Annotated in this window: 19 protein-coding genes; 13 read left to right on the top strand and 6 right to left on the bottom strand. The window is 43.2% G+C overall.

The features are described from left to right. Positions 1-80: 80 nt before the first annotated feature. Positions 81-980, top strand: a complete 900-nt coding sequence (locus D6V41_RS04865; protein ID WP_136250356.1) for a fructose bisphosphate aldolase — start codon at positions 81-83, stop codon at positions 978-980. A 77-nt stretch (positions 981-1,057) separates the two neighbouring features. On the opposite strand, the gene D6V41_RS04860 is transcribed toward D6V41_RS04865, so the two are convergent. The 3 genes from D6V41_RS04860 to D6V41_RS04850 are packed head-to-tail and all read right to left on the bottom strand — an operon-like array spanning position 1,058 to position 5,170. Further along, the gene (locus tag D6V41_RS04860) at positions 1,058-2,590 is read right to left on the bottom strand and encodes a Ppx/GppA phosphatase family protein (protein WP_241664426.1); all 1,533 of its coding nucleotides are present in this window, start codon (positions 2,588-2,590) and stop codon (positions 1,058-1,060) included. Continuing rightward, positions 2,591-4,645 (bottom strand): polyphosphate kinase 1, encoded by a 2,055-nt coding sequence (gene ppk1 / locus D6V41_RS04855; RefSeq protein WP_179952541.1) that lies wholly within the window; start codon positions 4,643-4,645, stop codon positions 2,591-2,593. 15 nt (positions 4,646-4,660) lie between these two features. Beyond that, the gene (locus tag D6V41_RS04850; protein WP_136250354.1) at positions 4,661-5,170 is read right to left on the bottom strand and encodes a glycine cleavage system transcriptional repressor; all 510 of its coding nucleotides are present in this window, start codon (positions 5,168-5,170) and stop codon (positions 4,661-4,663) included. A gap of 83 nt (positions 5,171-5,253) precedes the next feature. Here D6V41_RS04850 and D6V41_RS04845 point away from each other — a divergent pair, with 83 nt between their 5' ends. The 9 genes from D6V41_RS04845 (at position 5,254) to prsR (ending at position 18,025) form a co-directional block, all read left to right on the top strand. Beyond that, entirely contained in the window at positions 5,254-7,548 is a 2,295-nt protein-coding gene (locus D6V41_RS04845) for an ABC transporter permease subunit (RefSeq protein WP_136250353.1), read from the top strand. Continuing rightward, complete coding sequence (gene pstA / locus D6V41_RS04840) at positions 7,541-9,085, top strand: phosphate ABC transporter permease PstA (RefSeq protein ID WP_136250352.1); 1,545 nt, start codon at positions 7,541-7,543, stop codon at positions 9,083-9,085. The genes D6V41_RS04845 and pstA overlap by 8 nt, the downstream gene beginning before the upstream one ends. Positions 9,086-9,127: 42 nt before the next feature. Then, complete coding sequence (gene pstB / locus D6V41_RS04835) at positions 9,128-9,934, top strand: phosphate ABC transporter ATP-binding protein PstB (RefSeq protein ID WP_136250351.1); 807 nt, start codon at positions 9,128-9,130, stop codon at positions 9,932-9,934. 1 nt (position 9,935) lies between these two features. Further along, positions 9,936-10,649 carry a phosphate signaling complex protein PhoU gene (gene phoU, locus D6V41_RS04830; RefSeq protein ID WP_136250350.1) on the top strand — a complete coding sequence of 238 codons (714 nt, stop codon included), beginning with the start codon at positions 9,936-9,938 and terminating at the stop codon, positions 10,647-10,649. Positions 10,650-10,790: 141 nt separating this feature from the next. Next, positions 10,791-12,083, top strand: coding sequence for an inorganic phosphate transporter (locus tag D6V41_RS04825; RefSeq protein ID WP_136250349.1), 1,293 nt, complete (start codon positions 10,791-10,793; stop codon positions 12,081-12,083). Between the two features lie 84 nt (positions 12,084-12,167). Next, positions 12,168-13,079 carry a hydrogen peroxide-inducible genes activator gene (locus D6V41_RS04820; RefSeq protein ID WP_136250348.1) on the top strand — a complete coding sequence of 304 codons (912 nt, stop codon included), beginning with the start codon at positions 12,168-12,170 and terminating at the stop codon, positions 13,077-13,079. 350 nt (positions 13,080-13,429) lie between these two features. After that, positions 13,430-14,554: a beta-ketoacyl-ACP synthase III gene (locus D6V41_RS04815; protein ID WP_136250347.1), complete on the top strand. Its 1,125-nt coding sequence runs from the start codon at positions 13,430-13,432 to the stop codon at positions 14,552-14,554. A 6-nt stretch (positions 14,555-14,560) separates the two neighbouring features. After that, a complete protein-coding gene (gene prsK / locus D6V41_RS04810; RefSeq protein ID WP_136250346.1) occupies positions 14,561-16,615 on the top strand; it encodes an XrtA/PEP-CTERM system histidine kinase PrsK in 2,055 nt (684 codons plus the stop codon). A 6-nt stretch (positions 16,616-16,621) separates the two neighbouring features. Further along, a complete protein-coding gene (gene prsR, locus D6V41_RS04805; RefSeq protein WP_136250345.1) occupies positions 16,622-18,025 on the top strand; it encodes a PEP-CTERM-box response regulator transcription factor in 1,404 nt (467 codons plus the stop codon). Here prsR and D6V41_RS04800 read toward each other — a convergent pair. Both D6V41_RS04800 and D6V41_RS04795 read right to left on the bottom strand, forming a co-directional pair. Further along, positions 17,966-18,226, bottom strand: a complete 261-nt coding sequence (locus D6V41_RS04800) for a hypothetical protein (protein WP_136250344.1) — start codon at positions 18,224-18,226, stop codon at positions 17,966-17,968. The genes prsR and D6V41_RS04800 overlap by 60 nt on opposite strands. 1 nt (position 18,227) lies before the next feature. Then, positions 18,228-18,923 (bottom strand): AAA family ATPase, encoded by a 696-nt coding sequence (locus D6V41_RS04795; protein ID WP_136250343.1) that lies wholly within the window; start codon positions 18,921-18,923, stop codon positions 18,228-18,230. Positions 18,924-19,121: 198 nt separating this feature from the next. Here D6V41_RS04795 and D6V41_RS04790 point away from each other — a divergent pair, with 198 nt between their 5' ends. The 3 genes from D6V41_RS04790 to D6V41_RS04780 all read left to right on the top strand — a co-directional run bounded on the left by D6V41_RS04790 (position 19,122) and on the right by D6V41_RS04780 (position 23,296). Then, the gene (locus tag D6V41_RS04790) at positions 19,122-19,874 is read left to right on the top strand and encodes a glutathione peroxidase (protein ID WP_136250342.1); all 753 of its coding nucleotides are present in this window, start codon (positions 19,122-19,124) and stop codon (positions 19,872-19,874) included. Positions 19,875-20,078: 204 nt separating this feature from the next. Continuing rightward, on the top strand, positions 20,079-21,305 hold the full coding sequence (locus D6V41_RS04785) for an alpha/beta hydrolase (RefSeq protein WP_136250341.1): 1,227 nt from the start codon (positions 20,079-20,081) through the stop codon (positions 21,303-21,305). A gap of 83 nt (positions 21,306-21,388) precedes the next feature. Next, positions 21,389-23,296, top strand: a complete 1,908-nt coding sequence (locus D6V41_RS04780; protein ID WP_136250340.1) for an MFS transporter — start codon at positions 21,389-21,391, stop codon at positions 23,294-23,296. Positions 23,297-23,393: 97 nt separating this feature from the next. On the opposite strand, the gene D6V41_RS04775 is transcribed toward D6V41_RS04780, so the two are convergent. Then, positions 23,394-24,755, bottom strand: a complete 1,362-nt coding sequence (locus tag D6V41_RS04775) for an alpha-L-fucosidase (RefSeq protein WP_136250339.1) — start codon at positions 24,753-24,755, stop codon at positions 23,394-23,396. Between the last annotated feature and the right edge of the window lie 141 nt (positions 24,756-24,896).

Raw genomic sequence — 24,896 nt, 5'->3', positions numbered from 1 at the left:
CCTTTTTGCATTCTCCGCTAAGATGCAATGATAGATTAAAGTCGAAATGTAAATAAAAGAACGTAGAAAAAGGACATACCATGACAACGCAGGCTCAAAAAGACATGTTACAAAAAGTGCAGCAAGAAGTAGGCTTTATAGCTGCACTTGATCAAAGTGGTGGAAGTACACCAAAAGCGCTTAAGCTATATGGTGTGGATGAAAGCGAATACAGCAACGATGAAGAAATGTTTGCTTGTGTACATGCGATGCGCACGCGCATTATCACCAACCCGGCATTTGATGGAAAGCGCGTACTTGGCGCCATTTTATTTGAAAATACGCTTGATAGAGATATCGAAGGTAAATCGAGCGCACGCTATTTATGGGAAGAAAAGCATGTTGTGCCGTTTTTGAAAGTGGACAAAGGTCTTGCTGATGAACAAAACGGTGCGCAAACCATGAAGCCTATGCCTGATCTTGATGCGCTTTTAGCTAAGGCAAATGAACAAAACGTATTTGGTACAAAAATGCGTTCTGTGATTAAAATGGCAAATGAGGCAGGCGTAAAGGCGGTGGTTAAGCAGCAGTTTGAAGTGGGCAAGCAAATTATTGACGCAGGTTTAGTACCTATTATCGAACCAGAAGTAGATATCCATAGCCCAGAGAAGGCAGAAGCTGAAGCATTATTAAAAGCGGAGTTATTGGCTCACCTCGATACCTTGGCAGATGATGAGTTGGTTATGCTGAAGCTAACCTTGCCTGAGCAAGCGAATTTCTACAAAGAATGTATTGAGCATAAAAACGTGTTAAAAGTGGTCGCGCTCTCTGGCGGTTATGATCGCGATGAAGCCAATCAGCGCTTAAGTGAAAACAAAGGCATGATCGCCAGTTTCTCAAGAGCCCTTACCCAAGATTTAAGCGCGCAGCAGTCGGACGATGATTTTACCGCAGTGCTTGATTCGACCATCCAGGGAATTTACGATGCGTCTGCCACCTAAACACTAAGTATTCACTGTTTAAAAAAAACCACCTAAGCTATGGGTGGTTTTCTGCTGTTATTGCGAATCTAAGTTTCTTATTCAACTTCCAGTTGAACACCACTGGCTTTTAAGTAGCGTCTTTCTTTATCTAAATCTGCCTGAAGAAGCGCATTATTGCTTAAAAAACCATCGGCAAATCTTATGTAAAGCGCGGCATCTCTTACTTTACACTCAACTTGAATTTCGTTACTTAACTGACGGTTAATATTTAGCAAAATGCCCAAACGTAAAATCGCTAACATGCGACTAATGCATTCTTCTGAATATTCTAAACTTATTGGAAACATATCCTTTTGGATTTTTTTTCTATGAAAGCGTACCAAGGTGCTCATTACCTTTTGCTGGTCTTGGTTAAAACCGGGTAAATCTGAATTGGAAAGTATATAGGCAGAATGTTTCTGAATGCCTCTTGAGTTTACCTGCAAGCCAATTTCATGAAGCAGCGCCGACCAGCCCAGCATAAACCGATACTTTGCATCTTCTAATTGCCAGTCTGCTTTTACCTGATTGTATATTTGCATACAGCTTTTTAGCACTTTGTGCGCGTATTGTGTATCCACATCATAACGGGTTGCTAAACTTTGCGCGGTGCGAACTCGCACATTCTGAGAGGTTTGCTTACCTTGAAGTTCGCTCAGCACACCTTCTCGCAGCGCTTCGTTTGAAATTTCAATTTGTTTTAAATTAAGCGACTGGCAAATTGCTAACATAATACAAAGCCCGGGAACAAATACCGGCTTTCTGTCTTCAGTTAGTCCATCAAAATCCAGGTTTTCATCCCGGCCCTTTTCAATGCACCGGGCAACCAATAATTGTAAATCATGCTGATTAAAAGGTTTTGCTATCCCTTCTTCATTAGGGTGAGCCACTAAAGCCAAGGCTTTTGCAGTGCCTGAACTTGCAATGCTGTGCTGCCAATGAAATTCGCGCAAATTAGCACAGGCTAACTCCAGGTCTTGTTGAGCTGCTGTAATTGCTGACTCTACCGCATTACGGTTGATGACGCCGTCAGGGAAAAACCGTTTTTGATAACTGACACAGCCCATTTGGACGCTTTTGCAAAGCTGCGGAGAGCTACTTTTGCCAACCGCAAATTCGGTCGAGCCGCCACCAATATCAATAATAAGGCGACTGCCCTCGATATTCGAGTAATTGGCAATTCCAACGTAGATTAAACGTGCCTCTTCTGCACCTGAAATGACTTCAATCGGATATGGAAAAATTTTGCGTGCGCGGCGAATAAAGGTTTGGGCATTTTTAGCGCGCCTTAAAGTATGCGTTGCCACTATCCTCACAGAATCTGCGCTTACACCCTGAATGCTCTCTGCCATGCTCTCAAGAGCAGTGAGGCCACGTTCCATTGCTTCTTCTGAAAGCACGTTTTTTTCGTCAAGTCCTTCTGCCAAGCGCACTTTATGTTTAATACGGTTGATTACTTGTACTGCATCTGCTACTACTCGCGCCACTACTAAGTGAAAGCTGTTTGACCCAATATCAAGGGCGGCTATAACTTCTGTATTACGTTGTTCTGTATTGTCGAATATTTGGTACAGGTTTTGACCTTGCAATTATTTCGCCTCGCGCTTTGAAAGGTATTGATGCGTTTCAATTTGCGAACGCAGCTTTTTGCGGTTTCCTCGTTTCACATAATGATTAGACTGCTCAGCGTCTACCACTCTGGCTTTGAGCGTATCTTGAAATTGAAGCTCAAGCAAATCGAGGATCATTTGGCGTGCATCCGGGTCGTTTACCGGGCAGCCCACTTCAATCCGGTAATCCATATTTCGCGTCATCCAGTCGGCGGATGAGATGTAGATTTTACGGTCGCCTCCGTTCTCAAACACCATGATGCGTGGATGTTCCAAAAATCTGTCTACGATACTAATAATTTCAATGTTCTCGCTTAAACCCTCTACGCCGGGGACAAGCGAGCACATGCCGCGAATAATCGCGCGGATTTTTACCCCCGCCTGTGAGGCGCGATAAAGATCATCAATAAGCTCGGCATCAACCAGATTATTTATCTTAAACGTGATTTGCCCAAAATGCCCTTCGGTAACGCGCTGAATCTCCTGACGTATCAAAGACTGGATCTTGCTTCGTGCATTGACTGGAGACACCTGCAATTGATTAAAGCGCACTTTTTTGTATGGGTTTTGAATCATTTCAAATACTTGAATGCCCTCAAGTGCCAGTTCATCATCACAGGTAAAAAGGGATAGGTCGGTATAGATTTTGGCGGTTTTTTCATTGAAATTACCGGTACCAAAATGCGCATAGTGCTTTAGCTTACCGCGTTCTTCACGGGTAACGATGCACAATTTACTGTGTATTTTTACACTCGGGTTACCCAATACAACTTTAATTCCGGCATCTGTCATACGTTTTGACCAGGCGATATTGTTTTCTTCATCAAAACGCGCCCTTAACTCAACCACCACGGTCACTTTTTTCCCATTATCTACTGCATCCACAAGCGAACTAATAATGCGAGACTGGGATGCTACCCGATAAATATTTAAGCGAATGTGTTTAACTTGCGGGTCAAATGCCGCCTGACGTACAAATTCGGTAAAATGCAAAAAGTCGTGATACGGGTAATAAAGCAGTATGTCCTGTTTGGCAATAGCTTCAAAAACCGTATCGTGCTCTACAAATGCTTTGTTGCGAAGGCGAGGTAAGGGGGTATGTTCCAAATAGGCTCTGCCAACATTTGGAAAGCTGATAAAGTCTTTAAAATTGCGATAATGTCCGGCGCTTTGAATAGTATCAATGTTTGAAATACGCAAGCGCTTGCGCAAATCGTTGATCATCTCGTTAGGCATGCCTTTATCGTGAATAATGCGCACCGGCTCGGCAATTAAGCGCTGTTTCATGCTTTCTGACATCTTCTCAACGTAGCTTTCGTCTATTTCATCATTAATAGAATATTCAGCATCGCGAGTAATTTTAAATGAATAGGCCTCGGCTTTTTCAAAACGCACAAAGCCTTTAAAAATTTCGTCTACACAGAGTTTGATGACATCATCGAGCAGGATAATCTGCTTTTTCTTTTTACTGGTCTCAGGCGGCAGCACCACAAAGCGAGTGGTTTGATTGGTTGGAATTTCGACGACCGCATACTTAGTGTTCCGGCCTGGTCGATAAAGCGCTACATCCAGATACACAGAACTGTCGTTTAAGCGCTGTATCAGCTGTACTTTGTTGTCTAACAGGATAGGCGCGATATGCAATAATACGTGATTTCTAAAGTAGTGTCTGACCCAGTCGATTTGTTTTTCATTCAGTTGGGTGTGGCCAAGTATGTGAATGTTATAGCGCTTTAGCTCTTTAGTAACCTCTTTATGGATACTATCAAACTGAGATGATAAGCCCTTTACGCGTTTTTGAATTTCGTGCAGCAGCTCAATTAACTGGTCAGCGGCGCTTAAATCCCCTTCATTTTGCGAAATCGTGATAAGGCGCTTCACATCAGCGACTCTCACCCGATAAAACTCATCGAGATTGTTACTGTAAATGCCCAAAAATCGTATACGCTCAATCAAAGGCGTGTTTTTGTCTGCGGCTTCTTGTAACACTCTTTCGTTGAAGGACAGCCAGCTCAGCTCCTTCGGAAAATACATTTTACTCGTAGACACTTAGTCGTTTCCCTCGTTTAATTCGACTACCAGATCATCGGTAATTTGTTCTATGGTTTCTCTTATGTCATCGGCGTCTATATCTTGCCCGCAAGCTAAAACCAAATCAGCCGTAAATATCGGGCTTCCCCAGTTTGGTGCGCTATCGCAGTTGGTTTCCATTTCCTGAATGCTGATGTTGAGTCTGGCAAGATGTTGACTGATTTCACTCACAATCCCTTTTCGATCGTTACCGGTTACGCTCATTCTGATTAATTTATCGTTACTTGAGTCATCAATACTGGCTGGCACAAGGGTTATCTGTAAATTTGATAAGGCATGGCAAGCCTGAATAAGCTGATTGTGATTTTCTTTTGGGAGCATCACTTCAACAAAGCCGGCAAAGTGACCGGCAAGGTGACAAAAGCTGCTTTTAAGCCAGTTTCCGTCAGCGTCACTAATGCATTTGGATATTTGCTCTACCAAGCCTGGCTTATCTTTTCCAATTACACTTAATACCATTGCCTGCATTTAAGTCACCTTTTTGATTGATTCGTTTGCTATTATCGCCAACAATATTGCAACTTTATGAATCATAAATCAAAAACGGGCCTATGCAACACAATCTGCAAGAAAGCATAGATATTAAGCGATTTCGTAAAGATGCTGTGGCAAGGCATGTTTTTCGCTTTTTTGGATTGTTAGTCCTTGCCTTATTTTTGCTGTTAATCATTCATATTTTTTCTAATGCTTTTCCGCTTTTGAAAACGCCAGAATTAGAACTAAAACAATCGCTCGATACTATTTCTTTTGAAGATATCGACCATCAGGCGCAAATGGGCGACGGATTGCTTTTATTTAACTATCGCAGGCAAGCATTACAAACGGTTTCCGCCACAAACTCAGGCGATGCACAACAAGCTTTACAGTGTTCAGTGACTGTTTATGAAATCTCAGAGCAAACAGTGAGTTCAGCGCAAAATGCCGAGTTGAGCCATGTAAAAAATGCACAGTTTTTTCATCCCTGCTCACAGCAATTTATCGGGGTAGATGTCAATGAGGGTTATCTTGCGTATTACGCCATGCTTCACAGTAACGGCATGCTGGAGCTATTTTCTCTCAGTAATTTAAATGCAAAGATAGAGCGGGAGCTGGTCGCTTCTTTTACTTTTAACAATGAGATGCAAGGACAAGTACAGCGTGAGGGCTCAGCTCAAAATGCTTTGCAGGCTATGGCCGTTAACCCGCTGTTAGACAAGGCTGACTGGCACATGATCAAGGCCGGTGACCATATTGCGATGTATCAAAAATTATCTTCTTCATCTATTGCTTTGTTTTTTCATCATTTAGCTTCGATTGAAGCACCTTCTATTCAAGTAATAAGGGATGTGGAGGAATTTAAATTGCTGCCTCGTATGCAATTAATTGCAGCGATTCAAAATGAGCAAGCCCTAATACTTAGTCCAAAGGGAGAAATAAAGCAGACCTTATCTGAAAATCTGGACAACGCATTGCCAAAGCACATTCTTGCATCGCCAAGTGAGCGCAGTCTTTATCTTTCAGTCGGTAATGAGGTTTATGTCTATCGAAACGCCAATATAGACGGTGCGTTTTTGTATACAAGTGCCGGAACGCTTAGTCTTGATAAAAGTGATGCCTTTAAGCAGATTAAGTTTGACAGGCAAACTCTGGCTGCATTTGCTTTAGACCGACAGGGCATTATCAGCATCATTAACTCAGCGAGTAATGAGGAAGTCTCTTATCTACAAGTAGACGAACCGGTGCTCGACATGCTTTGGCATAACAGACATTTGTATTTGTTTTCAGCCGACAAAATTTTTATTTATCAGTTAAATAATAGGGTTGGCATAACAACTTTCGCATCTTTGTTTGAACCACTTCAATATGAGGGCTACAGTGCGCCTAATTACATCTGGCAGACTAGCCAGTCGGCTGAATTTGCAGAGGCAAAATTTTCATTAATTCCGCTAATTATTGGCAGTTTGAAAGCCTCTTTCCTGGCTTTGATTGTGGCTATTCCGCTTGCTTTAGGAGCCGCTATTTATACGGCGTATTTTGCGCCAGAGCGCATTCGTAATATTGTAAAACCGAGCATCGAAATGATTGAGGCGATCCCATCGGTCATTATCGGCTTTGTGGCTGCGGTGTGGCTTGCTCCTTTTGCCGAAAGGTCGCTCCTTTCCATATTAATTGTGATTATTTGCACCCCATTTATCGTTCTTTTGCTTGCTATCTTGAGTAACTGGATGAGACAGCAAGATAAATATGCCAATTTTGAAGTTTATCATTTATTGAGTATGTCGATTTTGTTCATACTGTCTTTATTAATCGTATTTCATAGCTCGCAGTATATTCAGCTTTTAATCATGGACCAAACTTCGGACTCACTCGGCGGTTTTAGCTCTGTTATATCGAACCTTGTGATCACAAAAACCACAGTAGTTGTTGCATTGGCCCTTGGTATAGCGGTAGCACCGACCATTTATTCTCTCGTGGACGATGCGCTTTTTGATGTGCCAGAGGGCGTAAAACAAGCCTCATTTGCTTTAGGCGCATCTCAAATGCAGACCTTAACTAAAGTGGTACTGGTTGTTGCTTCACCCAGTATTATTTCTGCAATCATGCTCGGCCTTGGGCGAGCCTTTGGCGAAACCATGATTGTATTGATGGTAACCGGTAATACCCCTATCGCGGACTGGGATCTTTTAAGTGGCTTGCGCTCGTTAACCTCCAATTTAACCATAGAGCTTCAAGAAGCCAGCAGAGGTACTAGTCAATATCATATATTATTCCTTACTGCCGCCATTCTTTTTGCGTTTACCTTTGTGGTAAATACGGTTGCTGCCTTGCTTAAAAAACGTTACCAAACTGGTGAAAGCAATGCTTAAAAAGTATCTGAATCATTTTAAGCATTCACTTGCAGAAACTTCTGCAATGCTTTGTGTGTCAAGCCTGATTATTTTTTTGATTGCCATGGTGCTGTTCATCGGTTTTAAAGGGGGGCAGTATTTTGTTCCCCAGTCTATTTATAAGGTGGTCGTATCGTTTAACGATGGTCCGGCTAGCGATGAAGCGTTTTATCAAGCCAGTTCACTTAGTGCTGAAGCTTTGCAAACCCAATATTTGGAGCGTTATCAAGGTCAGTTTCTCTCTCAGCCAGAACTAAGACCAGGCGTAAGTGTTACGCCTGCAGAACAGGTGTATCAAATCAATACGCGTTCAGGACCAGTTTATTTTGGTGAGTTTTATGCGCTGTCGTCTCCCGAGCAAGAGCTTCATCCATTGACAGAACTTGAAAATCTCAAGCAGGCCGTTGACTTGCTTGAACGTTCTCTTAACGAAGTGCAAGGTAACAAATTAAGTGATTTGCATTCTCGTATCGCAGCGCTAAACAATAGCGATGTAGCAAAAGAAGCGCCGGCTCGACAGGACTTAATGGATGAGTTTAGCAAGTGGCAATTACAGGCTAGTGCATTGAAAACGCAAATTCAGCAATTCCAAATGCGTTTTAAAGAAGCCGATGGAAGCCTTGTGAGTGTGCCTTTAATTGAAATTGATGAGTTATTTCAGGCGAATCAGCTCACTCAGATAGAGCGGATAGGCTTTACTCTTAATAAATTATGGCAATTCATTGCTGATAAACCCAAGCAAGCTGCCACAACCGGAGGCGTGTTTCCTGCCATTTTTGGTACCGTATTGATGGTCTTGTTAATGGCCGTTGTGGTCGCACCTTTTGGCATTATTGCGGCGATTTACCTTCATGAATACGCACCAGATAATAAAATTACCGGTTTGATCCGCATTGGCATAAGCAATATGGCGGCTGTGCCCTCTATTGTATATGGCGTATTTGGGCTTGGTTTTTTTGTTTATGTACTAGGCGGTTCGCTTGATGCCTTATTTTATTCGAACACTCTCCCTTCTCCTACATTTGGCACACCCGGATTGTTATGGGCCAGCCTGACCATGGGTTTACTCACCCTGCCAGTAGTTATCGTTTCAGCAGAAGAAGGACTTAAGCGCGTGCCTGAAGGTCTCAGGGCTGGCAGCTATGCGCTCGGCGCAACTAAATATGAAACTGTTTTAAAAGTAGTGGTGCCGATGGCAAGCCCGGGTATGTTAACTGGCGTTATTCTGGCTATCGCGCGCGCAGCAGGGGAGGTTGCGCCATTGATTTTAGTGGGAGCGGTCAAGTTTGCTCCCAATCTTCCCATTGATGCAGAGTTTCCTTTTGTTCATCTGGAGCGACAGTTTATGCATCTGGGGGTTTTTATTTATGACGGCGCTTTTCACAATCAAACACAAACGCAATCTGCATCTTTAATGTTTGCTACCTGTATGCTGCTACTAATAATCGTGTTTTTACTGAACATATCGGCTATCATGTTTCGCCATCGCTTAAAGACCAGATATGAACGACATTAGAATGAAGCAATCAACAACCAAAGTGCATTTTTGAGGCTGCTGATGTTAAAACTATTTGAACGTGACATCCTGTCTGTGGATGAAATATCAAAAGCGCAAACCGGGATTGACGTTCGCGATTTGTGCGTGCACTTAAACCACAAACCAGTGTTGAACAATATCAATATCCGCATCCCGAAAAATAAAATTACGGCATTAATAGGGCAGAGTGGATGTGGCAAAACGACGCTACTAAATAGCTTCAACCGCATGAATGAATTAAATAAAAATCACGCGTGTTCAGGCGAGGTCTGGATCAAGGACCGAAATATATATGACCGAAAAGAGAAAGTTGCAAAGCTGCGCACGCAAATCGGTATGGTTTTTCAACGTCCCAATCCTTTTCCGATGAGTATTTACGAAAACGTGGTATTTGGTCTTAAGATTCAAGGTGAAAATAACCGGCGAAAGCTCGACGACAGCGTTGAGCGAGCATTGAGAAACGCTGCGCTGTGGGAAGAAGTTAAAGACCGCTTGTTCGATTCAGCGCTTATGCTATCAGGCGGGCAGCAGCAACGATTAATGATCGCCCGCGCACTGGCACTTGAGCCAGAGATCCTGCTGCTTGATGAGCCAACATCAGCGCTTGACCCACTTACTACGTTATATATTGAAGAACTCATCAATGAACTTAAAAAACAGTGCACCTTAGTAATAGTCACCCACAATATGCAGCAAGCCGCTCGCGTCTCTGACTATGCCGCATTCATGCATAAAGGAGAGCTGATAGAATTTTCTGACAGTGATTCTCTTTTTACAATGCCTGCAAAGCAACAAACCGAAGATTATATAACAGGGCGCTACGGTTAATATGCGCAGACAAATTCAACTTAACACGCATATTTCAGCTAAATTTAATCAAGAGCTAGAAGGCTTAAAACACTCTGTTCTAACCATGGGAGGTGTGCTTGAGCAGCAGCTCGTGAACACATTGGTGGCACTGCAGGAAAAAGCGCCCAGTTTGGCTGAGCGAGTGGCTTTAAATGACAGCAAAGTTGATCTCATGGAAAGTCAGGTTGAGCAGGAGTGCATGCGGATTATTGCGAAACGCAACCCAACCGCAGGAGATTTGCGATTGGTAATGACAGTGTCAAAAACAGCAACCGATCTTGAGCGTATTGGCGATGAAATCGCGCGGGTTGCGAGACTGGTTACCTTAAACAAAATTCCGGATTCAGACTTGGTGTTTTCAGGTATGTTAGACATTGGCAATCGGAATGTGTCGATGATGCGCGCTACCTTCGATGCCTTTGCCAGACAAGACGACAAAGCCGCGATATTGGCGCATCAGCAAGATCACGATATCGACAGAGTATATAAAAAAGTTTTAGAGCAAACCGCTGCTGAAATTCAGGCAAATCCCAAAGAAATCAGCCAATGGCTAGATGTGCTTTGGGCCATTCGCGCCTTTGAACGAATAGGCGACCGCTGCAAAAATATCTGCGAATATGTTATTTATTTAACCTATGGACGGGATATGAACAGCGCTTCAATGAAAAAGACCGTTAAAAAATTATTGAAATAATAAGAGCTTAAGCTTTTCACTTTGATAATAACGACTTAATTTAGGAGCGACGGTTGCGCGAATATACAAATACGTTTATATTTTTGCCCAGCTTGTTACCCACAAATATTTCTACTCGACTAGATAGGCATTTATTTTTCCATGGATATCTTACAAAGCTATAGCCTGATACTGGTTATACTCGCGGCTACCTTCGGTTTCTTCATGGCATGGGGTATCGGCGCAAACGATGTTGCCAATGCAATGGGGACCTCGGTAGGCTCTAAAGCAATCACCCTTAAGCAAGCCATCATCATCGCAATGATTTTTGAGTTTGCCGGTGCTTATCTAGCCGGTGGTGAAGTGACCTCGACTATCCGCAAGGGCATAATCGACGCAGGTTATTTCTCAAACGTCCCGGAATATCTTGTTCTTGGGATGATAGCATCACTCTTGGCCGCTGGTTTATGGCTACTTATTGCTTCATATTATGGCTGGCCAGTATCAACAACCCACTCAATTATTGGCGCTATCGTTGGCTTTACTGCGGTGGGCGTGAGTACTGAAGCGGTTGAATGGGTAAAAATTGGTGGTATTGTGGGGAGCTGGGTCGTTACCCCCGCTATTTCCGGTTTGGTAGCCGTTTTGATCTTTTTAAGTGCGAAACGCCTCATATTCGACAAAGAACATCCTTTATCAGCCGCTATCCGCTATGTACCTATCTATATGGGTATGGCGGGCTTTATTATGTCGTTGGTTACCATTAAAAAAGGCTTAAAACACGTGGGTTTGGGTATGCCACCAGAGCAAGGCTATGCACTTGCAATTGCAATTGGTGTTGGCGTGGCAATCATCGGAGCGCTCGTGATTCGAAAGGTCAATAAGGGCGTAGACGACCATGATCCAAAATTCAGTAAGTTGAGCAATGAGCAGCAGCACCTCAAGGTGGAAAAAGTGTTTGCTGTACTGATGGTACTCACTGCCTGCTGTATGGCCTTTGCGCATGGGTCTAACGATGTAGCAAACGCAATAGGTCCCTTAGCGGCTGTGGTAAGCGTAGTATCTAATGATGGACAAATTCTTGATAGCTCACCCTTAGCCTGGTGGATATTACCACTAGGTGGCTTCGGCATCGTGATGGGTTTGGCTATTTTCGGCCACCGGGTGATGAAAACCATAGGCTCTGGTATTACGCATCTCACTCCAAGCAGAGGATTTGCTGCAGAATTGGCAGCGGCAACGACGGTATTGATTGCATCGGGCACCGGTTTACCCATCTCGACCACACAAACATTGGTGGGCGCAGTATTGGGTGTTGGAATTGTGCAAGGTGTGGCGGCACTTAATGGTAAAGTCGTTAGAAATATTGTTGTGTCGTGGGTAGTTACTCTGCCTGCGGGTGCTGGCTTTTCAATCATTATATTTTTTGCACTTAAAGCGATATTTGGCGTTTAGTTTTGCCCTTAAGTTCAGTTTTTAGTAAAAACGTCGGCTAAGCTTTTCGCCAATGGTTTAATTCATTATACTTGCGACTAACTTATGCGCTTTCCTAATCTCAAGCACCTTTTTTATCTGACGGTTTTGCACAAAGAGCAGCATTTTGCGAAGGCTGCGCAAAAGTGTAATGTGAGTCAATCGACCTTGAGTACCGCCATTCAGAACCTGGAGGACGGTTTGGGACAACAACTGCTTGAGCGCGAGCATAAAACCTTTGTTTTTACTGATTTTGGTGAGGCGCTGGTTGAAAAATCCAAGCAGCTTCTTGCACATGCGCAAGAATGGACAAGCTTTGCCGAGTCTAGCGGTGACTGGCAGTCAGGCATATTAAAGCTGGGCGTAATTCCAACCATTGCGCCCTTTATGTTTGAGTCGGTTATTACGACGGTGCACCAGGCTTTGCCAAAATTACAATTGCAACTGGTAGAGGATACAACAGATAACCTTCTGGATAGACTAAGCGACGGTGAACTGGATTTGCTATTGCTAGCGCTTCCAATGAAAACGCCCGGTTGCAAGCAGCTTTTACTGGGAAAGGACCCGTTTCATTTGGTTGCACATAAAGCGCGAGCGGCAGAACTATCCACTTCGTTCAGCATCGACGATTTGCCCAACGACAGCATTTTCCTTCTTCAAAAAGAGCATTGTTTGACCGAGCATGCAGTAAGTGCCTGCGGTCTTGCTCACAAAGCGCAGGTAAGTAGCCTAACGGCCAGTAGCTTGCATACCTTGGTAGCGCTTGTGAACAGTAAAATGGGCTTTTCATTTATGCCTGAAATGGCACTCGACCAAGGAATATTAAACGGCACTCAAGTTGTCGCAATGCCTCCCGAGGAAGATGCCTTTAGAGAAATTGGCCTGGTATGGCGGGTGGGTACAACCCGAATGCAACTTTTTCGAAAAATCGCATCGCTCGTCGCATCCCTTTTACCTGAACCAAGACAAGATATTTAAAGCACGTTTTTACGCCATCACACTTAATCGGAATTGCATCTGGAGCTTTAAGTTGCGTTGCTTTTATTCGCAGCGGCATACACCAAAATAAAGACGCTGCAAGCTCGTCCATGAGGCGCTTGACGAAAAACATCCATGTTTTTCGACACTTTATTTTGGTGTATGCCGCTGCAAATAAGACTACTTAACACGGTCCTCTAGACGCAATCCCGCCGTGCTATCAATATAAGATATTGAACAAAAGCTTGCTTCACTCTACTATTAACGCATTCCGCTCGGGCAATCCTTTATGAATGTGAGAATATTCTTTTACAAACGGAAGATGCCGGGCAAAAAAATCAGGATACAGCATGCACAACAACGTAATTTTAAGTGGCGTGGGTTTATGGACACCCGAGCATACCATTAGCAATGAAGAGTTGATATCTGCATACAACGCCTATGCCGATCATTTCAATGAAGTTAACAAAGCAGACATCGAAGCTGGAAAAATTGCGCCAAAACCGCACTCATCTGCCGAGTTTGTAGAAAAAGCGTCTGGCATCAAATCACGCTATATTTACGAGAAAGAGGGTGTGCTTGATATACATCGAATGCGCCCAGTTATTCAGGAGCGATCAGACGATGAGATATCGCAGCAAGCTGAAATTGCTATTGAAGCTGCTAAAAAAGCTTTGGCAGATGCTAATAAGCAAGCAAGTGATATCGATGCTGTGATTGTATCATGCGCATACACTCAAAGGTCATATCCGGCAATTGCAATAGAAGTGCAGGAAGCTCTAGGTATTGAAGGCTTTGGATTTGATATGCTCGTGGCGTGCAGTGCAGCCACTTTTGGCATGCACCGGGCTTATGAAATGGTTAGCGCGAAAACAGCCCGCGCCGTATTGGTTATCAATCCGGAGTTGGTGTCGCCGCAAATTAATTATACAGACCGCGATTCCCATTTTATTTTTGGTGATGTCGCAACTGCCACTGTTATTGAATCAAGCGAAACTGCAGAGCCGGGTAAAGGATTTGATTTACTTAGTACAAAAGCGCTTACAAAGTTCTCTAACAACATCCGTTCGAATTTTGGTTACATGACCCACGCGACAGATGCTGATCCATTTGGCCCTGACAAGCTGTTTCACCAGGAAGGTCGCAAGGTATTTAAAGAGGTATGTCCCTTAGCCGCTGCTCACATTACTGAACATTTACAACAGCACGATTTAGTTCCTGAAAATCTAAAGCGCTGGTGGCTGCATCAAGCTAATATCAACATGAACAGCTTGATCAGTAAAAAATTATTAGGGCGCGAGGCGACTGCCGAAGAGGCGCCGATTGTGCTTGATACCTATGCAAATACCGCTTCGGCAGGGTCTGTGATTGCATTTGCGCTTCACCATCAAGATTTGCAAAAAGGCGATTACGGCTTACTGTGTAGCTTTGGAGCAGGGTATTCCATAGGAAGTTTGTTGGTTCAAAAAAGGTAAGCACATTTGATTTTTGACCTTGGCTATGGATTAAGCGCAGCAGCATATTCACTTTTAGTGTTAATGCTGCTTACCGTCAGAAATGCGGGATTGGCAAGACACTTACTTTTGTTTGCAACGCTTTCCACTGTGGTTTGGTCTCTTATTCATGTTAGCTATGTTCAAGTTGAGTTAGGACAGGAAAACCTATTAAAATTTGACGCTGCGCGACAATGGGTATGGATGCTTTTTATTGCCGCCTGTCTTCGCAATCAATTTTCGAGCTTCACAACTTTTATATCGCGTCCCATCACGCTTGCTATCATGTTGCTACCAAGTGCCGCGCTCATTTTTGCTGCTCTAGAGCTTTTGCCTGCTACCTGGCAGTTCAGTTTGCTCACTGTCAATGCGCTTCAGTCACTGGTGCTATTGGAAGTTGTATATCGACAGGCTGATAAAGAAAAGTGGGCGTTTAAGCCACTTGTGCTGTTTTTAGGTGCGATCAATTTATTTGATTTTGTCACCTATGCCAATGCGACGATGGTCAATCAGCTAAGCTGGAACTTCTTTGCTGCCCGAGGCTATATTTTTGTTGCCCTGATGCCGTTTTTGGTACTGGCTATCAGACGCATCAAGCATTGGGGAATCGATATTTTCGTAAGCAGAGAGGTAGTATTACATAGCACCTTGCTGCTAGTTGCCGGCGTCTATCTGATGATTATGGCAACGCTTGGCTACGTTGTGAAATATTTAGGGGGCAGTTGGAGCCTGCCACTTCAGATGGCATTGGGCTTAGTGTCACTTGCCCTGCTTCTCAGCCTGTTTATGTCTCACCAGTTTAGAAACACAATTAAAGTGTTCATTACCAAGCACTTTTACGCCAATCAGTATGATTATCGTGTAGAGTGGGTGAAGTTAACCAAACGTCTGAGCAAAGGTGAGCAGGACTTACCTCATGTGTATGAAACCGCCTTAGACGCATATTTGCAGGGCGTCGGTTATGCGCAGGGTTGTTTGTATAAAATTAACAGTAACCGACGAGACGCGAGTTTGGTCGCCAGGGTCGACGGTGATGTTGAAGTGGATCATCAGGCACTCCAGGAGAAATTAAGTTATATTATTGAATTCTGTAAAGAAAGTGCTTGGGTGGTTGATTTTGATGAGTTAAAGACCAAGCCGGATCTTTATGAAAGCTTGCCCAAACGAGAATTGTTCATGCGCGGCTTTAGCTATCAGCTCGCGGTTCCAATATTTCAACACGATGCCCTTTGGGGGATCGTGTTTATGAAAGCATTGGAGCCTGATAAGCGCTCATTAAACTGGGAATTGCGCGATTATTTAAGTGCATTGACTGACCAAATAGCAAACTATATTTTTCATGCAGAGAGCTCGCAAGCTTTGGCAGAAAATGCACAATTTGCTGCATTTAATCGCATGTCGGCTTTTGTGGTACACGATTTAAAAAATGTTTTGGCGCAGATCAATCTTATACTGTCGAATGCGCAGCAGCATAAAGACAATCCTGAGTTTATTGCAGATACCTTCGAAACGCTCGAGTACACCAAAGAGCGAATGGATAAAATGCTTAAACAGCTAACCAACAAAAAAGTTGAAGCTAAACAAGGCTTGAAATTTACCGATATAACCTTAGAGCTTGAGAAAGTGATCAAGCAAAAGTGTGCGGGGCTTAAACCAATTCCAGAGTTAGAAGTAGATGAAAGCGTAAGTGAAGCGATTGGACTGAAAATTGATGCCGAAAAATTCAGCAATGTCATGTATCATCTAATCAGCAATGCCCAACAAGCCACTAACGAATCGGGTTCTGTCAAAGTTCTGGTTGGAATGGAAAACGAATTCGCCCTCATTCGAATTATTGATGATGGTGAAGGCATGACTGAAGAATTTGTCAATCATCGTTTGTTTAAACCCTTTGATACAACAAAAGGTAACGCTGGTATGGGCATTGGTGCGTACGATGCCAAGCAGTTTGTGCAAGAGTGTGGCGGAAGCATTCAGGTGAATAGTGAAGTAGGTAGCGGTAGCGAATTTATTGTACGCTTGCCCGTAGAAGCAAAGGAATAAATTTACATGGATAAGATACTTGTTGTTGATGATGATTTAGGTATCCAAAAGCAATTGAAGTGGGCCTTAAGTGGCTTGGATGTTGTATTTGCCGAAGATAGAAATTCTGCAATCGTGCAATTGCGCCGTTTTGAACCAAAAGTAGTCACCCTGGATTTAGGCTTGCCACCCGATCCCGCGAACGCATCTGAGGGATTGGCTGCACTCAAAGAGATTTTAACCTTATCTCCCAGTACAAAAGTCATCGTTGTAACAGGTAACGATGATAAAGAAAATGCCCTAAGAGCAATTGCTCTGGGCGCCTATGATTATTATCAAAAACCCATCGATACTGACACCATTAATTTGATCATTCAGCGAGCAATGAACTTGGCCAACCTGGAGCATGAGAATTTGATGCTATCGCGTGCCAATACCGCTATGGGACGAATTATTGGTAATAGCAGTGCCATTCAGGGAGCAAGTCGAAAAGCCGAAAAAATAGCGCAAACGGATATTAGCGCATTGCTATTGGGAGAAAGCGGCACCGGTAAAGAAGTTTTTGCTCGCAGTATTCATGAACATAGCGCGCGAAAAGATAAGCCCTTTGTGGCAATCAACTGTGCTTCCATCCCTGAGAACCTATTGGAAAGCGAACTTTTTGGTTATGAAAAAGGTGCCTTTACTGGCGCCAATAAAACCACGCTTGGAAAAATAGAAACCGCACAGGGCGGCACGCTATTTTTAGATGAGATTGGCGATATGCCGCTTGGCTTGCAAGCAAAGATGCTTCGCTTTTTACAAGAGCGTGTTATCGAACGAGTGGGCGGGCGAAACGAAATTGCGGTTGATGTTCGTGTGGTCTGTGCAACGCATCGCGATTTAAATAACATGGTGAGTGAAGAAACGTTTCGCGAGGATTTATATTATCGAATTGGCGAAATCAGCATTTTGATTCCCCCATTACGCGATAGAGACGACGATGTTGTGCTTTTGGCTAAAACCTTTTTGAATCAGTATCGCGAAGAATATTCAGCCAAAGTAAAAGGCTTTAGTGAAGATGCAATTCAGGCCATGCTTTCGCATAAATGGCCAGGCAACATTCGCGAACTGCAGAATAAATTAAAATCAGCGGTTGTGCTGGCAGAAGGCCAGTTGATTCAGGCGGATGATTTAGGCTTAATGGTGAAAGATACCGACAGCGAAGAACGCATATTTAATTTAAGAGAAGTGCGAGAGATTGCCGAGAGTAAGGCGATACGACGCGCCTATCATCAGGCCGAACAAAATATTTCAAAAGCCGCAGAGCTGCTTGGCGTAACTCGGCCAACGCTTTACTCACTTATTGATAAATATCGTTTAGATGATTTTTTATTTAAGGGACTGATTAAACAGCCATTGGTCGTCACTGTAATACTGGTCGTGGACTAAAATCCGCAGTAATCGTGATTTACAAATGCCGGTGCGCTTTGAAATACTTTGCAACTCGCTCTGGCTTTGTGGGGTGAGTGAAAACGTCGCATTTTTCGTTTTTCCACCGTCTTCTAAAGGGGCTGCTTCTCGGGTGAGCCCATATGCATAAGTTTGTGCACCATCAATAAAGCTATCAATATCAAGCGCGGTCAGATTCATGCTACTTGATTGCGTAGACTTTTTGAGGTCGCGTAGGCTCATTGGCTTTTGCTCCAGCTGATACAATTAATTCGTTAAAAACACTTCGTAGCTCGTGTGCGGCTTTACCATTCGGATCGCGTTCGATAACCGATAGTCCATCCTCTTCACTATCATCGTATATGTTTCTTGCGTAGGTAACTGCATCTAATGTGTGGATACCAAAAGAGTTACAGACTTCTTTTGCTTCTAAAATACGGTTGGCCTGATTTGGCAACGAGGGACACTGCGTGATGACAAAACTCGCATGCATCTTGGGGTTAACCATGCGACATGTGCTTAGCAAGTCTTCCATATGCACCACGGTTTTTAAATCGCGACGCTTTGGTCGAAGCGGGAGCAAAGCAAGGTCGGCGACAGATAATGACGAACGTAACGCCAGATTATCTTGTCCACCGCAATCGATTATTACATAGTCATAATGCTGCTCGAAGCTAAGCAGTTCGTTTCTAATCTTTCCATACAGCTGCACACAATTAATGCTGGCTAACTGCGGCTGGCTGTTGCGTTCCTGTATCCAATCAGACGTTGTACGCTGAGGGTCACAATCAATCATCAAGAGAGAGGCTTTTTGCTCCACAACTAAATGGACGGCTAAGTTTTGGGCAAGGCAGCTTTTACCGCTTCCCCCTTTTTCACCACCAACTAAAATAATCATACATACTCCTGAAGGCTCTGAGTGTTTAAAACACCCGCAACATGGTAGAAAGAGCCTCAATGTTGCTTATTGAATCAATTGGGTATGTGTGCAACAGTAGCAAATTATTTGGATCTGACTAGCGTATATATCCATACCTATTAATATGAAGGTATACATACTTACACCTTCACATTTCGCTTAATAAAAGGAGAACAAATGAGTCAACAACATGAACTACCCAATAAAGAAGGCCAGAAAGTCCCCGAAGTTTCATGGCCAATACGTGACGGAGATGATTGGAAGACGCTGAATAGTAAAGATATTTTTTCAGGTCGAAAAGTCGTTGTGTTCTCTTTGCCGGGAGCGTTTACACCTACCTGTTCCTCTACTCACTTGCCCAGATTTAATCAACTGGCAAATGTATTTAAATCCAAAGGCATTGATGAGATATGCTGTGTATCGGTAAACGATACCTTTGTAATGAATGCATGGTTAGCTGATCAAGAAGCCGGTAATATAACCGTTATCCCTGACGGTAACGGCGAATTTACTGAAAAAATGGGTTTATTGGTTGATAAAAACGACCTTGGCTTTGGTAAACGCTCATGGCGATATTCCATGCTGGTCAACGATGGCGTTATCGAAAAAATGTTTATTGAACCTGACGTACCTGGCGACCCTTTTGAGGTATCGGATGCGGATACTATGCTTGCCTATCTTGACCCGGAAGCAAGTGCACCACAGGAAGTCTCAATTTTTACTAAACCTGGCTGTCCATTTTGTGCCAAGGCAAAAAGCCTGCTAACTGAAAAAGGCTATGACTATGAAGAGATTGTTTTAGGTAAAGACGCAAGTCTTACCTCGCTAAAAGCGGTCAGTGGTCGAGAGCTAGTGCCGCAGGTATTTATTGGCGGCAAGCATATCGGTGGAAGCGACGATTTAGAAGCTTATTTCAAGCAACTGGCATAAGTTGACCTCATTTGGCTAATGCCCATAGCCAATGTTCATCATTAAATGAGGAGAACCATGCATCAGAATAAGCAACTGCGGCCTTTTAAAGTCGCGCTTAACGAAAATTGCTCTTAATTTTTGTTACTTTATTTTGATTCGCAATTCTCCTCATTTATTATTCGGGCACATTTAAGCAACTCAGACGTTTATGGAGCGATTTACATGCGCAGTTCTGTTGCCGCTGGTTTTTGGCAATTTATGATCTTTTTATTGTTTGCAGGCCTAAGCTACGATACAAAAGCAAATAGCTTTGATAACGCCAGGCACAATGCTACTGAAAATGCGATTTTGGATCTCTACAAAAAAGAGTGGGGCGCTGCAAATTTTTGTTCCAATGCCGAATCTCACTTTTACGAAACACGTATTTGCTCACCACTTTTAAGAAACGAGGGCAACGGTCCTTTTATCTTGTCACCGATTGCTCCTAAGGCCACAGTTGTGCTGTTCCACGGCTTAAGTGACTCACCTTTTTACGTTCGCGCCATTGCCGAATATTTGTATCAGCAAGATTACGAGGTGATTGCGCCGCTGTTACCCGGTCACGGCATTAAAGCGCCTGATGCTGATATGCAGGACCCCAATTTACGCATTCGCTGGTATCAGCATGTGGATGAGATAATGCAAATTGCTCATACCTCACACAACAATGTGTTTATTGGTGGCTATTCAACAGGTGGAACCTTGTCGACTCGATATGCAATTAAGCACGCTCAAAAAGTTCGAGGTCTTCTCTTATTTTCGGGTGCGATGGCACTGCCAGGCACGGCAGAAACGCTTGCTAAAGTATGGGGAATGAAAACAATTGCCAAGTGGGTAGATGGCGACTATCTAAGTGACGGTCCACATCCTTTTAAATATCCTAAAATTGGTGTTTACTCTGCTCTGGTACTGCTTGATGTGATTAACGAAATAAGAGATGAGCTCGACAGCGCTGAAAAGGCGGGGCCACTTGCAATTTTTGCCGCACACTCACTTGCGGACCGCGTGACCATGTATGATGGCATTGCGGACTTACTTACTAAAGTAGAGGGAAATCATATGCAGTTTAAAGTTGATAAGGAGTTTGATGTTTGCCATGCCGACCTTGTAATGAATACGACTATTTTAATTGGCCTTAAATTTGACCGGTCTCGCGTCAACACAGCAGAGCGATGTAAAGTGCCTAAAGCGAATCCGCAGTTTAATAATATGATGATGGTGCTTTCACTATTTATGTCGCAGCAGCTCGTTGCACAGGCATCTGACGAAAACGTTGACTCAGATTCCGACACTCAAAACCAGGGTGTGGTGTCAAAAGAGGCGTTTTTAAAGGAAGTGCACAAAAACAATAATAAAGACATAAACAAAGATATAACCAAAGACACAAACAAAAACGACCTAAGAAATTAAAAGCCAAAAGCATCACATTAAATTGAAATAAGCAAGACAAAAAGTATCTGAACAAGCGCGTAAACATTTTAGAAGGACGTTGTATGAACTTACCTCACGAGCAAGGCGGCTTATTTACCAGCAAGCGCTTTTTACCTTTATTTATCACGCAGTTTTTGTCTGCATTAAACGATAATGTATATAAGCAAGCCGTATTATTACTCTTGGTGTTTTCTGCCGTATCAGAGGCGCAGGGGGCCCTATATGCCAACTTGGCGGCAGGCCTCTTTATTTTGCCTTTCTTTTTACTTTCGGGCACTGCCGGTCAACTAGCCGAGAAAACCGAAAAATCGAAGCTTATTTCCATCATCAAGTTTTGTGAAATTCCTATTATGATAGTAGGGGCTATCTCCATCTATACCTCTACCGTTTGGCTGATGCTAACTACCGTATTTTTTATGGGCATGCAAAGCACCTTTTTTGGTCCGCTTAAATACTCGATATTACCCCAGCATATTGGTCCGCTAGAACTGACTAAAGCAAACGGTTTTGTGGAGTCGGGGACCTTTGTTGCGATATTGATGGGAACCATTTTTGGCACCTATTACATTACGCAAGAATACGGTGAACTTTACGTAATAACAGCGATTATCCTGCTGGCGGTCTTGGGGTTTATCAGCTCTCGGTTTATTCCCCATAGCCCAGCCAACAACCCAAAAGGTGAATTTAGCTTTAACATCCTTCGTGCAACAAAAGATGTGTTTAAAGCCTTAAATGCACAAACCGAATCAGTAGGAAAAAGCGTCATAGGCATTTCCTGGTTTTGGCTAATAGGCGCGGTGATATTAACCGCGCTCCCGTCTTACGTTAAATATGAGATGGGTGGCAATGAGTTAGTTGTAACTTCAGCACTGGTTGTGTTTTCTTTAAGTATTGCCATTGGTTCACTGTTGTGCGAAAAGCTCTCGCGTTCCCGCATAGAGCTGGGTATTGTGCCTTTCGGTGCGCTTTTGATTACCATTTTTATGTACTTGCTAAGCCAAACTTCAAGCATCGATATTCATCTTCCAAACATGGAAAAAACACCTGAAAATTTAATGACTCTTACAGAGGTCATGGCATACGAGGGAATGATTTATCATTTTGTCTGGATGGGTGCAATTGGCATTGCAGCCGGTTTTTATACGGTGCCGCTTTATGCGTTGATTCAGCAGCGCACAAAAGAAGACAGCCGTTCGCGCATCATTGCAGCAAACAATGTGTTAAATGCGCTATTTATGGTAGGTAGTGCAGTTCTCAGTATTGTTACCTTGTCGTTATTATCATGGTCTATTCCCGAATTACTGCTGCTATTGGCGGGCTTGAATCTGTTGATTAGCATTTACATTTATACAAAAGTGCCAGAGTTTTTCTTACGCTTCGTGGTGTATTTGATTGCTATATGCATGTATCGCGTCAAGATAAAAGGCGAAAAGCATATTCCTGAAGAGGGAGCGGCGGTCATTGCTGCAAATCACATCAGTTTTGTAGACTGGATGTTTATTCTTGCCGCGTCTCCAAGACCAATACGTTTTGTAATTTTTGCTCCTATTTACCATTCTCCTGTGCTTAACTGGCTGTTTAAAATGGCAAAAGCCATTCCCATTGATGGTGAGCGAAGTAATCCGAAAGTGTTTAAAGAAGCTTTTGAGAAAATTGCAGATACCTTGGAGGAGGGTGAGCTAATTGGCATTTTTCCTGAAGGTAAGCTCACTAGCGATGGCAATATTGACGAATTTAAAAAAGGCATTGAGAAAATCATTGAACGAAGCAGTGTACCTGTAATTCCTGTGCATTTAGACGGCTTGTGGGGAAGCATGTTTAGCCGAAAGCGAAAGCTACGCTTACCACGACTAAAATGGTCACTTGTAGATATTCGCATTGGTGAAGCCATTGCCCCTGAAAAGGTCAATGCGAAACTGGTTCGCGACGCCGTAATTAGCCTGCAAGCAAGTGATTCAGAAAAAGCTTAACTAGAGCGTGTCCTAGTTCGGTGAATGCGAATGGTGGGCACAAACCCCAAATTGAAGAATTCTGCCCACTTTAGTTTTTGCTTTACTCAATCTCGAATTAGTCGAGCTTTATTTTTACCATAGTAACAAGCGAATCTGTATCATCGAGTGACAGCGTCATGACATCATTTTGTATGTCAAACTCCAGCTCATCACCATTAACCAAAGTTAATCGCTCAATTTGCTTGTCATTTAACTTGAGTTTTATGGTATTGGGCCCGTCTTTAAATACGTACAGGTAAATAGCATCGCCTTTTTGTGTACTGGTGTAAACGCCTTCTTCAACAAAAGGACCCGCACGAGTGCCATAAACTCCCTCTGCATGAATTTCAACCCAGTCACCCATTTTGCGAATAATATCAGCTTGCGTTTTATCAAAAGTACCATCAGGTTTAGGACCCAGATTAATCAGATAGTTTCCACCGTCGCCGATGGTTTTTACCAGATCCACAATGACCTCATCACTTGATAGAAGACGAGGTGTCTCGTTGTAAGACCACTGCGCCTGGTCGATGGTCACCCAAGCTTGCCAAGGGTTAACCGAACGTCCAAAGACCTTGCTCTCTTTTTGCACCCAGTCCACCATACGCTCACGTTCATCAAAATCGCCGGCGTACCGGGTCCAATCCCACATGCCTGATTCAGGTAAATGTTCGCGACCTACGTCAACGCGATTATTAATAATGATGCTTGGGTCTAAAAAGCGGAGATACATATACAGATGACTACCAATATCATGGTTAAATGTGGGATCCCATTCGCCGTCTAGCTGAATAATCTTAGCTCCATAGTCCACAATCAGTTCATGAAGCTGTTTTTTCATAAACATTCGATAGCGCTCAAAATCAGGTGTGCGTTCATCGGTTTCATATAATTCGCCGGGGCCGCCGTGATCATAGGGTTGATAATCAGGGTGATACCAGTCAATGATCGAAAAATATGTGCCAAAAACAATATCGTTGGCTTTTGCAGCATCAACAATTTCTTGCACTATATTGCGTTTGAACGGTGTGTTGGCAATGTCATATTCAGAATATGCAGAATCCCAAAGTGCAAAGCCATCATGATGTTTAGACGTTAACATGATGTATTTCATGCCACCTTCTTTCATCAAGTCCATCCAATTTTGCGCATCAAACTTGGTTGGATTGAATTGCTTGTAATAACTATCGTATTCCGCTTTTGGAATTTGTTCACCCCGTGACCAGCTGATTTCCCTACCACCAAGCGAGCTAGGCCCCCAATGAACGCTTAAGCCAATTTTCATATCCTGAAAGGCATCCATCGTCTCTTGATTGTAGTAAACGCCAGGATTCAGATCGCCACCACCTGGCCGCTTAACTTCATCTAATGGGCCTTTTGCATGGCTAACTAAGCTCGCGCTTATACTCAATATGAATGCCAGATAGTATCTTTTCATAACACCTTCTCATCGATAACGTCGGTTTATTGCAGTTGTGCTTACAAAAAATCCGTTTCTTATTTTGCTGAAGTTCTTAATAGTAAAAGCAGACAATTGAATCGATGTTATTTATAACAGGGCTTCTTCGCTTTTTCTTGG

Origin of the sequence: Ningiella ruwaisensis, assembly GCF_004798935.1 — a bacterium.
Lineage (GTDB): Bacteria > Pseudomonadota > Gammaproteobacteria > Enterobacterales > Alteromonadaceae > Glaciecola > Glaciecola ruwaisensis.
The sequence above is the reverse complement of the archived record's forward strand: the minus strand, read 5'-3'. Positions and strand labels throughout refer to the sequence as shown.